Source organism: Agathobaculum sp. Marseille-P7918 (assembly GCF_900625105.1).
Lineage (GTDB): Bacteria > Bacillota > Clostridia > Oscillospirales > Butyricicoccaceae > Agathobaculum.
Genome location: NZ_UYYD01000011.1, coordinates 14,143 through 25,998 on the forward strand (window position 1 = coordinate 14,143; position 11,856 = coordinate 25,998).

10 protein-coding genes are annotated in these 11,856 nt (G+C 58.5%); 2 read left to right on the forward strand and 8 right to left on the reverse strand.

Translation table 11 applies throughout. From position 1 onward, the window contains the following. Positions 1-96: 96 nt before the first annotated feature. The 8 genes from EJL02_RS12025 to EJL02_RS12055 all read right to left on the reverse strand — a co-directional run bounded on the left by EJL02_RS12025 (position 97) and on the right by EJL02_RS12055 (position 11,080). Positions 97-2,598: an S-layer homology domain-containing protein gene (locus tag EJL02_RS12025; RefSeq protein WP_164510414.1), complete on the reverse strand. Its 2,502-nt coding sequence runs from the start codon at positions 2,596-2,598 to the stop codon at positions 97-99. A gap of 379 nt (positions 2,599-2,977) precedes the next feature. After that, a complete protein-coding gene (locus EJL02_RS14235; protein WP_164510415.1) occupies positions 2,978-3,142 on the reverse strand; it encodes a hypothetical protein in 165 nt (54 codons plus the stop codon). Beyond that, a complete protein-coding gene (locus EJL02_RS12030) occupies positions 3,139-3,966 on the reverse strand; it encodes a GLUG motif-containing protein (RefSeq protein WP_125116613.1) in 828 nt (275 codons plus the stop codon). The genes EJL02_RS14235 and EJL02_RS12030 overlap by 4 nt, the downstream gene beginning before the upstream one ends. Before the next feature lie 200 nt (positions 3,967-4,166). Continuing rightward, a complete protein-coding gene (locus tag EJL02_RS12035; protein WP_125116614.1) occupies positions 4,167-8,474 on the reverse strand; it encodes a beta strand repeat-containing protein in 4,308 nt (1,435 codons plus the stop codon). Beyond that, positions 8,471-8,884, reverse strand: a complete 414-nt coding sequence (locus EJL02_RS12040; protein WP_125116615.1) for a hypothetical protein — start codon at positions 8,882-8,884, stop codon at positions 8,471-8,473. The genes EJL02_RS12035 and EJL02_RS12040 overlap by 4 nt, the downstream gene beginning before the upstream one ends. 388 nt (positions 8,885-9,272) lie before the next feature. Next, the gene (locus EJL02_RS12045; protein WP_125116616.1) at positions 9,273-10,124 is read right to left on the reverse strand and encodes a tyrosine-type recombinase/integrase; all 852 of its coding nucleotides are present in this window, start codon (positions 10,122-10,124) and stop codon (positions 9,273-9,275) included. A 67-nt stretch (positions 10,125-10,191) separates the two neighbouring features. Further along, positions 10,192-10,416, reverse strand: coding sequence for a hypothetical protein (locus EJL02_RS12050; protein ID WP_125116617.1), 225 nt, complete (start codon positions 10,414-10,416; stop codon positions 10,192-10,194). A gap of 172 nt (positions 10,417-10,588) precedes the next feature. Further along, positions 10,589-11,080: a hypothetical protein gene (locus tag EJL02_RS12055; RefSeq protein WP_125116618.1), complete on the reverse strand. Its 492-nt coding sequence runs from the start codon at positions 11,078-11,080 to the stop codon at positions 10,589-10,591. A 103-nt stretch (positions 11,081-11,183) separates the two neighbouring features. Here EJL02_RS12055 and EJL02_RS12060 point away from each other — a divergent pair, with 103 nt between their 5' ends. After that, positions 11,184-11,387, forward strand: coding sequence for a helix-turn-helix domain-containing protein (locus EJL02_RS12060; RefSeq protein WP_125116619.1), 204 nt, complete (start codon positions 11,184-11,186; stop codon positions 11,385-11,387). A gap of 231 nt (positions 11,388-11,618) precedes the next feature. Beyond that, positions 11,619-11,846: a helix-turn-helix domain-containing protein gene (locus EJL02_RS12065; protein ID WP_125116620.1), complete on the forward strand. Its 228-nt coding sequence runs from the start codon at positions 11,619-11,621 to the stop codon at positions 11,844-11,846. The last annotated feature ends 10 nt before the right edge of the window (positions 11,847-11,856 follow it).

Consider the following 11,856-nt stretch of genomic DNA (forward strand, 5'->3'; position numbering starts at 1 on the left):
TCCCAACTTGGGACAGATTTCGCGCAGAAATGTAAAAAAAGAGCAGGACGGCCTTTGCCGTCCTGCATCTCAATCGGTCATTTCCTCGTTATAAAATCATGTGTAGTACCCACAAAACCGCATGAGCATGGTAGCGATCTCAGCGCGGGTGGCGTTGCCTTGCGGGTCGAGGTAGCCGCCGTTGCCTTGGATGATGCCCGCGCCGCAGGCCCACTGCATGGCGGGGATGGCGTACTCGCTGATCTCCAGGGCGTCAGTGTAGCTTAGAATGTTGGTATCCTCGCCCACGGACACATCGTAGCCCTTGGCCTGGGCGTAGCGGTAGAGGATGGACGCCAGCTGCTCGCGGGTGATGTTGTCCTCCGGCCCGAACAGGCCGCCGCCGTAGCCGCCCACAATGCCCTGAGACGCCGCCCAGGTCACGGCATCGGCATACCACGCGCTGTCCGCTACATCGGTAAAGACGCTGCTGCCGCTTGTCGCGGGCTGGCCCTCCATGTTGTAAATGATCTGGCAGAGCTGTGCCCTGGACAGGTCATCATCGGGGCCAAAGAGGTTTTCTCCATACCCGGCCATGAGATCGTGGCGGTAGACATAGGCCACGGCGTCGGTGTACCATGCGTCCGCTGCCAAATCGGTGAAAGGCAGGTCGTGGCTCTTGCTGTCCAGCACAAGGGCGTACTGGCTGGCATGGTCAAAGGGCAGGGCCACATTGCCGTCCTCGTCCACCAGGGCGGCGGCCTGATAGACCATCTTCCCGGCGTCCTCGTCATAGTGGTAGAGGTTGGCCCACAGACCGGCGTTTTTCACGCCCACGGGGGCGGTCAGCATCATCTTGAAGCCAAACTCACCATTGTGCTTGAGAGTGAGCTGCACCGTGCCTGCCTCACCGGTAACGGCATTGATAAGGTTCACCGGGATGGTGCTGGTGTTCATGGACACACCCATGTCAAGATCGGTGAGGTCTGCGTCCGCCGGAATATCTTGCCCGTTCACTGTCCACATGACACCGCCCGGCAGCTTGATCTCCAGGGTCACATCCTTGCCGGACAACTTTTCAAATACTTCCTTGTTCAGCTTTGTGTTGCCGGTTGTGAGATTGACGGTCACGGTGTCTCCGGCCTTGGCAGCCTCAATCTTATCCGTGGCCTGCTGGCTGGGGGTCTTGCTGGGGGTGGTGGAGCCGGAGGAAATTCTGGTAAATCCGGCAGTCACGGTCACATCACCGGCAGGCATGGTGAAAGTGGTGCTTTCGCTGGACGCATCGGCAAAGGTGCCACCATTGGAGGAAGTCCAGCCGGTAAAGCGGTAGCCCTGGTTGGCCTGGGCGCTGAGGGTGACGGTTTCGCCCTCAGCGTAGGAGCCTCCGCCCGTGGCTGTGCCACCTCCCGACGCATTGACAGTAACCGTATAGACCTTTTCAAACTTTGCGGTAAGGCTGCGGTTGCTGCTGGCTTGGAAGGCATAGGTGGTATCGGTACTCACGGTCTGGTCGCCTTCCATCCAGCCCACAAAGCGGTAGCCGCTGTTGGCCGTGGCGGCAAGGGTGACTTCATCGCCCGCCGTTACGGTAGCCGAGGTGCCGCTGCCATTCACCTTCACGGTGCCCGCGCCTGCGGGGGCAACATTGGCGGAGATGGAGTAAGAAGTGGGCGAAACACCTTTGTTGACCGTCAGGGTGGCGGCTTGGCTGATGACGCCGACGCCGCTGGCGCTCTTCACCACACAGCGGTATTGGTAGTTGCTCATATCGGTAGCGGTGCTGCTTATGGTATAGCTGGCGCTGGTTGCGCTTTCGATATTTGCCCAGCTGCCGCCGTTGTCTGTGCTCTGCTGCCACTGGTAGGTCGGGGTTTCACTCCCTGCGCTGGCCTCCACAGTAAAGGTGGCGGTTTCGCCCGCGGTCACTTCCTTGTTCTGCGGCTGAACGCTGATGCTGGGGGTCGTAACCGTCGTTGAGCCGCCGCTCAGGCTGCCTGTCACGGTGCCGCCGCTGACGAGGATGGTGCCGTTGTTGGTCAGGTTGTTATTGCAGTCGAGCTTGGAGCCATCCGGGACGGTCAGGGTTTCGCCTTCATTGATGGTGAGGTCATTCTGCAACTCCACCGTTCCGTACACGGTGCCGTTCTTGTCGTCAAAGACGATGCCGCTGCTATTATTACCCGTTGGTGTCGGCGTAGGAAGCGTTTCCAAAATTCTTGATGCACTGATCCCGCCATTTCTGGCGTCCACGATCGCATTTTCGCTGACCGTCAGCCTGGTAGTGGCATCGGTGGCTTCAGACGATCCCACATAAAACTGTATCCCATCATTGCCCTCGCTGGCGCTGGCGGTCAGGCTGCCGCCGTCGACGGCAAGAGAGATATTCGGGGGTTCGGTGGCGCTTGCGCCGGACTGCACACAGACGCCGGCGGCATAATTGCCATTGGTGCTGCTTGTGACAGTGGCTTTCTCGATGTTCAGGGAGGCGTTGCCTGTTCCGCTATTGACAAATATTCCGTGATTAGAACCAGATACTTCCAGGCTGCCATTGTTTTCACTCGTAATAGTCAGGGTGGCGTTTGTACCATAGCTGGACGCGTCTATCTCTGCATTCAAAAAAATCCCAAAGGTGCCTGTGATGGTATTCGTGCCAATCAGTTCGATGGTCAGGGCAACTGGTTGATTGCTGCTACACAGAGCATAGATCCCGGAGCCAAAAGGCGCTGATCCGGTATTAGACCCTCCCTGGATGGTCGCATTGTGCAGTTTCAGGGTGCCTTGGCCGTCATAGTATATATAGCTATCTCCCGTTGGTTCCTCCTGTGGTGAGGTCCAATTTGTCCCATCGTCGCTGGATGTCCAGTATCCGGCAGTAATTGTTGTACTGCCCACATACAGTGTTTGAGGCGCAGTGTCTACCGCCAGCGCCGTGACGGGCAGCAGGCCCAGGCAGAGAGCCAACACGCAGAGCAAACTCAAAAATCGGTTTTTCATCTCACACTTCCTCCTTGGCTCTCACAGGGATGAGGGCGGCGATGGCCGCGGCCGCTGCAAGGACCGCGCCGATGGCAGCGAAAATGGCCCACCGCCGATTCCGCCGGTTGATCTCTCCAATGCGCCGCTTGACTGCGGCAACCCGTTCTTCCGTGGTTCGCATCATATTCCGCCTCCGATCTCCAAATTCCGAATCGTCAACGCCCCGTCGGGGCCGATGGTATAGCGGCTGTCCAGTTCCGGCAGTTCCGCCAGCAGCTTTTCAACGGGCCAGGCCGTACAGCCCTGGGCCATCTGCTCCTGGGGCACGCCCTCCCCCTGGACTGACAGACGCTGGTCAAAATAGTTGTGTTCAAATACGGCCCCATCCGCGTGGGCGACAATGGGATGGGCCCTGCCGGTGGGGTCCCTCAGGATCAGACTTCCCAGGCAAACACAGTTCCGCACCAGGATCGCAGTGTCCAGGGGCTTGTTGTAGATCTCACCCACAATACCGCCGCAGGAGCCGCCGGGGCTTTTGGGGGACTGAATCACATCCCCCAGGTTCAGGCAGCAGTCCACGGCAGTGAGGGGAGTCTTTCCCTGGTAATCCATAGCAATCCAACCGGCAATGCCGCCAGCCGCTTTGCACCCGCCGGACATGCTGCCCCGGTTGACGCTCTCCAGAATGACACCATCGCCGTCGATATGGCCGACGACGCCGCCGATAATAGAAAAATCGAAGTCATACTCATAGGCGTCCACGATGCCACGATTGAGGCAGCGCACCACGGTGGAGTGACCCTGGACATTGCCCACGACACCGCCCGCGTCTATATAATAGCCGGGGCCGCCCAGGACCTGGATCGAGCCGTCAAAGGTGCAGTGGGCCACACGGGAGTCCTCGGCGGCGCCTGCCACACCGCCCAGGTAGAGAAAATTACCCAGTACATTTTCAAACCGGGTGCTGGAGCGGCAGCCCCGGATGGTGCCCTCCTTGATCTGGCCCACCACGCCGCCTGCGTACATCCCCAGGGAGAGGCGGTTGCTGTCGATGGTGAGGTCGGCGGTGCAGTTACTAAAGTAATGGGTCGTTCAGACATAATACCGCCCCCTTTGCGTTCATAATGTTATTCCCTCTCCAAGCCCTCCAACGACTTGAAGGGTTTGGAGAGAGGGGGGATGGCTCCCCCGCTCTCGGAAATGGCTGGTTATGCGATGTTTTCGATATATCGCATGAGGATAGTTGCTACCTGTGCTCTGGTAGCCGGGCCCTGGGGACTGAGGGTGGTGGTCGTGGTGCCGCCGATGATGCCCTGCTCCACGCACCAGGCCATAGCCTGCTGCGCATAGGAACTGACCGTGCCAGCGTCGGTATAGCCGCTCAGGCTGTTGGAGACGCTGGGGCTGCCCGCATAGCGCCACAGCATGGTAGCCAGCTGCTCACGGGACAGGCCCTGGTCCATGTTGGTGCCGTCAGAGACGCCGTTTTGCACGGCCCACTGCTGTCCGGCCTCGTACCAGGTGCTGCCGGTGGTGGTGTCCACGCCCTCAAAGCGGGCCAGGACGGTGACGATCATGGCGCGGGTCATGGCCGTGTCGGGGGCGAAGGTGGTGGCGCTGGTGCCCGCGAACAACTCCCGGCTGCTGGCGAAGGCCACGGCCTCAGCGCCCCAATAATTGTCGGAAACATCATCAAAGGTCTTGCTGTTGTCCACGACCTTGACGGTATCTCCGTCGGAGAGGGTCACGGCCACGCCGTTTTCAGTGGTGAGGGAGGTCTTAATGACCTCCTCAGTGCCGTCGGCCTTGACGATGACGGCCACGGTGCCAGGGGTAACATCCGCCACAGGGATTTCCACCTTGGCGGAGGTGCCGCTGGGCAGGTCCACGGTGACGGTGGGGGCATTTTCCCGGTCGGTGGTGACAGGCACCTCCGGCATGGGCAGGGTGACGGCCTCGCCCTTCTCCTGGGCGGCGGCCACGGCAGACTGGGACAGGGTGGCCTCGCTGACCACCTGGCCGTTTTCGTCCACCACGGTGACGGAGCCGGAGCCATCCTTGTTGTCCACGGTGGTCTTGCTGGAGCCGTCGGTGTTCTCCACCACCTGGGTCTTGTTGCCCGCTGTATCGGTGGTGGTCGTCGTCACGGTGCCGTCCTTCTTTGTCTCCACCACCTCCTTGGAGCCGTCGGGGAACTTGGTGGTCTCGGTGACGGTGCCGTTGGAACTGGTCACCGTAGTTGTCGTGGAGCCGTCGGGGTTGGTGGTGGTCTCCGTCTTGTTGCCGGAGCCGGAGGAGCTGCCGCCTCCGCCGCTGGAGCGGACGGTGACCGTCAGGGTGCCGGTGTTCTTCAGCGTAATGTCGTAGTTGTCGGCACCGGTAAAGGTAGTGCCATCCGCGTTGCTCCAGGTGATGGTATAGGTACCGGCGGTCTTGACTGCGTCCGCCAGGGCGATCTCGGTGTCGTCAGACTTGGTGATGGTAAAGGCGGGGGCCTCAGAGGGCGTCACACTCTCGCCGTCCACCAGACCTGTGTAGGTCAGGGCCAGCTCCGGTGCGTTGTCGCCCACATAGACCGACGCGCTGGGGGCGGAAACCGTCAGCGGCTTTTTGGCGATGGCAAACTCCAGAACAATGCTGCCCACATACTGGGGATCGCTGTCCGGGATGGCGATGGTGACGGCGTAGTTCCCGGCGTTGGTGGGTGCCTTGCCATCCGTGGTGTTGTAGGTCACGGTAAAGTCGCCGGTATAGCCCTGGGCGCTGGGAGTGCCGGTGTAGCCCGCCTGCGTCTGGCCGTTGTAGGTGCCGTTCTGGGCGGTGACGCCGGTGATGGTCAGCACCTTCTTATCCGTGCCGGTGAGGGTGACGGTGATCTGGTAGTCGTTGTAATTGGTCGCCCCGGCCACCGGGACGGTGACGGTGTAGGTCTGATCCTTCACAATGCCACTGCCGCCGGTGTAGTGCAGGACGCCGCCGGTGATGCTCATGCCGGTCACATCGTTGCTGGAAGGCTCACCATAGCTGGCCCCGTCGGGGAGGCCGGGCAGCTCCACTTCGCCGGGCCAGTTGGCCAGAACGGTGCCGGTGGCGGTCGTGGTCCCGTCATAGGTCCCCTTGTTGATGGTGATGGTTGCGGACACGCTGGTTCCGTCGTTGTAGTTGTTGTCCCCGGCTTTGACAGCGGTGACAGTGACGGTACCTGCTTTGGTGGGGGTCAGGGTATAGCCGCTGACGGTGGCCGCGCCGGTGCCGTTGGAAACGGTGATGGTGACCGCACCGCTGCCGGAGCCGCCGCTGGTGGTCAGGGTGTAGTCCTGACCATATGTGGCGTCACTTGTACTGGTGATGGTCAGGGCAGCCTGATCCGCCTTGTTGATGGTGTAGCTGGGCGTCTGATTTGCCTCGCCGGAGTAGTTGCCCGTGCCGGTGACAGTGACGGTGACTTCGCCCGCATTGGTGGTGTCGCCGTCATAGGTCACGGTGTAGTCGGTATTCTCGGTCAGGGTCTTGTCGCCCAGCTTCACGGTGACGGTGGGGGTATGGCTGTTGCCGTCGTAGGTGAAGCTCTCCGGGCTCAGGGTCACGGTGGCCCCGGCGATGGACGCGCCGCCAATGCTCCACGCCTGGGTGGTGCCGGTGGCGTTATCCAGAGTATAGTTGGTGTTGTCGAGGCTGGTGACGGTGGCGGTATAGCTGTTCACAGCGGTGCCGGTGTTGCCGGTGTAGGACAGGGTGATTTCGTCCTCGCCGACCCTGTTGTTCACTGTCGCAGTGACGGTCTTTAAGTTGCCGTCATAGGTGAAGCTGGTGGTCTCCCACTCCAGCACCACGGGCAGGGGGCTGATCGTCCCGGTGGCGGAGTCGTAGGTGGCCTCGTCCTGGTTCCCTGCAAAGGTATAGTTGCTGCCCCCCTTCAGGGTCACGGTGACGGTGGCGGTTTGACTGCCCGCATTGGCGCTGCCGAAAACCGCCGTGGCGGTGTAGTCGGTGCCGAGGGACAGGCTCTCGCTGTTCACCAGGCCGGTAAATTCCACGCCGGTGACGGTGGCATCCTGGTTGCCGTCGTAGGTTTTGTCCTGCACTGTGGCGCTGGTGATGCTGATGGTGGCGGGGTTTACCGTGACCTCTTTCACGATGGTACTGGTGCCATTCTTGGCGGTCAGGTTGTAGGTCCCCGCATTTTTGATTTCCTGCTCAACAAGGCTCCAGCCCTCGGTGGTGGCGTCATCGGAGATGGCAAACTCCTTCCCCATCACCGTCACCGTGCCGGTGGGGGCGGTCAGGCTAAAGTCGTTGAACTGGTCGGTGCCGTCATAGGTCAGAGTATCACTGCCGGAGATGACCGGGTCGGGGTTGGTCAGGTTGAAGGCGCCGCTGCCGTCCAGCGTTCCGCTGCCCGTCAGGCTGGACTGGTTGGCAATGTTCAGGGTGCCGTTCACGGTCAGGGTCTTGCCCTGGGGCACCGTCAGGGTGCTGCCCGCCGGGATGGTGAGGGTGTTCCCGCTTTCAATGGTGAGGTTCTCTTCCAGGGTATAGTTGCCGCCCACGGCGCTGGTCTGGTTGCTCTGGCCGTAGATCAGCCAGCTGCCGTCGCCGGTGGGGGCCAGCGGTTTTTCAGCGTAAGACTGATCATACAATATCACACTGTTGGCCAGCAGGGTGGAGTTGTCCCCGACGGTCACAGCCCCTGCGCTGCCAAGGAGGTTCCGGACGTAAATGCCGCCCGCCCTGTCCGCCGATTCGCTCCGGGCGGTGAGGGAGCCGCCGCCGGATATGGTCACGGAAGGGGAAGAGGACTGAATATGAAGGCCATAACTGTACTTTCCTGTGCCGCCGGTGGCGGTCACGATGGCATCGTTCACGGTGACAGACGAAAACATAGAGATGCCGTAACTGCCGCTACCGGTGGTACCGCCGGTGGCGGTCAGCGTCCCGTCCTGCGCCGTAACTGTGCCATCGGATACATAGAGACCTGTCGAAGTATAGTTTCCGTTGATGTTGCCGCCGATGGCGGTGACGCTGCCGCCTTGCTGGGTGAATGATCCAAAGACAAAGATACCATAACTGCTGCCTGAGCTTGTCTCAGCGCCCTGCGCGGTCAGGCTGCCGCCGCCTTGGATGGTCAGGTTTCCCTCTACACGGATGCTCTGGGTCTCGCCGTTTGGATCCTGAACGCCCGTGACGGTGCTGCTGCCCTCCAGCACGATGGTCAGGTCGCCCGAGGCAAAGATGCCCGCGCCGACATGATAGATGGTATTCGTGCCGTTGATGGTGGCGTCCTTCAGGGTCAGGGTGTTGCTGTCCTTGTCGTACTTGACGTTGTAGTCACTTTCGCTGGCCCCGTCGGTGGTCAGGGTGCCGTCGGCGTTGGTTTTCCAGCAGCCGCCGCCGTCCAGCACATTGGTGCCGCCCACGGTGAGGGTGGTGGGTGCCGCCGCCGAAGCCGTGACGGGGGGCAGCATGGCCACCACCAGGCATAGGACGCAGAGGATGCTTATCATTCTTCGTTTCATACGCTGTTCTCCTTTACTTGTAATTCCAAAGCCCTCCAGGTCTCCCAGAGGCGCAGTCCTGCCTGCCAGAGTAAATCCCGCTCAGACAGGAGAAAAAAGTAATCCACATCCGCGCGCCAGGCGTGAATGGCATCATCCCGGTCGCTCCCCCACAGGATGCCGCAGCGGGGGTAGGCCGCGCGGAGCTCCCGGGCCAGAGCCAGCCCATCGTCCCCGGGGCAGAGCATCACCACCAGGTCCACCGGCCTGCCGCACCGGATGGCGCTGCGGCAGCGGGCGGGGCACAGGCCGGACACCTGCGCCAAAAGCCCTTCGTACCGCAGGCGGGTGTCCATGCGCCGACGCAGGGAAAGCCGCTCTGCGGCGTCGGCGGATATGGCCCATACCTGTAAAGAGTTTGGTGCTTGCATGGCGGAGTTCCTTTCGTGGTTTTGAAGGCTGCTCTTAGGAGCCGGGAAGGATGGTTTGGTACACAATTTTCGTTCAGTTGTAATCTGATGCTGAGCAGCGTTCCAACCTTAACCCCATTATACACGAAGTAGGCGAAAACGACAAATTCATTCCCTTCAAAACTGTATAAAGACATAGGAAATCAGACGGGCAACATAAAAGTTTGTGCCCGTCTATTTTTGTGCGCCCAAAATCCCTGCAATGCGATTGGTTTTTGCGTGGTATGAGGGAATTGGCCTTGCGAATCTGTCAAAAATTCGCTATACTGACTATGTATAATCTCTTGTGCCGCAACAGAACGAAAATTCTGTTGTGGTCTTTTTTTATGCCAAAATGACAGAACGAAAATTATGTGACCACCAGCCCCAGCCGCCCGATCTGCCGGGCGTGGATGCTGCCGCTCTCGGCGGTATAAATGCGGGTGGTGGTCACACTGCTGTGGCCCAGGATGTCCGCCAGCCGGGACAGGTCTTTCTCAATGGAGTAAAATGTCCGGGCAAACAAATGGCGAAGATTGTGGGGGAATACCTTGGACGGCGCTACGCCTGCACTCTCGCAAAGGGCCTTCATTTCCCGCCAGATATTGCTTCGGTTCAGAGGTTTTCCGTTTCGGCTGACAAACACCGCTCCGGCGGTGATTTTTTGTTTCTGGAGATAGGATTTCAACAGTTTCCGCAGTTTGTCCGGCAGGAAAACGGTGCGGCACTTGCCCTTGTTGCTGACTTCGGCGCGGCCACACTGCACTGCCTCGGCAGTGATGAAGCGCAATTCACTGACCCGGATGCCGGTGGCGCAGATGGTCTGGATGACCAGGGACAACCTCTCGTTTTCCTTCCGCTGGGCGGCCCGGACAAGGCGCACATACTCGGCGCGGGTCAGTTCCCTGTCCTCGGAGAGAAAGAGGGCCTTTTGTATTTTCAGTTTCCGCAGCCGCAGTTCCCCCATGCCGCAAAAGACAAGAAACCCGTTGACGGCGGCCAGCTTGTTGTTGACGCTGGCCGGGGTGTATTGGCCGATCAAATCCTCCTTCCACTCCAGCAGCGCCCCCTTAGTCACGGGCCGTCCGGCCAGGAAACCGGAGAGGGCGGTCAGGTCGTGGACATACTTTTCAATGGTGGCCGGGCTGCGCTCCTGCTCCCGCAGGTAGGCGGCGTATTTCTGGATCAGCGCCGGGGTGATAGTCAATTCCTGCTTTTTCATGGTGGTATCCTCCTTGGTAGGTGATACCACGATTTTACCGGATGGTTACGCCAGTATGCACAGGGCGTTATGGGTGAACCTGCCGTCCTCCTACAAATACAGCGTGGGTGTAGTAGTCCAAGGACATGATAATGTCATAGCCGCTCACATTAGCAAAGAATGAAATATCATCCGCCAGCCTCAACACCTCTGTAAAATAGCGCAGGCTCCCGCCTTCATAGAAATAGAAGTCGGCGGAGATATGGTCGATATGCTCCGTGATCTTCACATCCAGTTGGTATATTCCAGACACATTCTTCGCCGCCGTGATAAATGCTTATGCGCCATTTACCCGATTTGGAATTGGGATGGAAAATCGGTTTTCAAATGCCCTCCGCATCAATTCTTCAAAGGATATGTCCGGCATTGTCTGTTCTTCCGGCTCTGTCGTCTGTTCTTCAAGGCTCTCTTTGGGGTACTCTTTCTCATAAATAATCCGGCCCACGAAAATCCCCCATTCCTTGCTGTACAAGGTTTGTCACACGGATAAGGCCACGCGCCTGACGATTCAGCGCCGCGTCCAGTATCTTCCGTGAATTACTGCCCGTGTGCCACACATAGGCAATCAGAAAATCGCTGTGGTCAACCATATATTGATTGGCTTTGGGAATGGCTGCCCGTGGCGGTACGCGCTCCATGCCAAAGGGGTAAAAAGTGTTGTCGAATCCTTCCGGCGGGATGGTTGGACGGCCAGAGTTCTGATAGGGCAGCAACATGATAAGCGATACTTCGGGATGGCGCTTTTTTGCCTCTATAACTGCCTGACCTGCCAAAGCGTCAAACTGCCCGTAATGACCTACGACAAAAGAATTTACACCATATTCCGTTATGTGCCGCTCCACTTCGTCGATCAATGTGGGGAGAAGTGAATCCGGTGCCTCCCTGTGGCCGATAAAGAAACAAGTTTTTTTCTGCATGGCTGACATCCTTTCTTGCATTGTGTAGGCAATATTGCCTATAACGGTCTATCTCCATTATAGGCAATAATAGAGATATAGCAAGCGAAAGGAGGGCTGCTGGGTGATTTCTTACGCGCCATTATGGGAAACGATGGAGCGTCGTGGTGCAACCACCTATACGTTACAGGTCAAGGGCGGCATCAGCAGTTCTACCATTCGCCGCATGAAAGCCGGGGAATCGGTATCAACAAATACGCTTGAGGCACTATGCAAGCTGTTGGATTGTACGCTCGCGGATATTCTGGAATATCTGCCGGATGAATAGAACGCAGTCAACCGATGGATGGAAAAAACAACTCCCATCCATCGGCTTTTTTGTGTCCCAACTTGGGACGCATTTCTTCACGGGGTATCGCAGATCAGTCCTCTGGCGGAATTGCAAGCGAAATATGTCTTTGAGTTGCTTTATTATATCATTGTATTGCTATAAAAGACAATCCATTTCCATAAATAAAATGCAAAATAGGTGATACCCTTTTAACAAAAGGGGTGTGCTATGGAAACGAAATATAGGGAGCAATTCATCAAATTTGGACTAAAGGTACAATACTACCGCAAGCTGCGCGGGTTGACGCAGGAGGCATTTGCCGACGAGATCGGCAAGTCATGGTCATTTGTAGCAAAGGTCGAAAGCCCGACAAGGCCGTTTGGCGTGTCGATGGACACGATGTTCCGTATCGCAGAGGTACTTGAAGTGCCGGTGTCTAAATTGTTTGAAGATTAAATAATCTCAC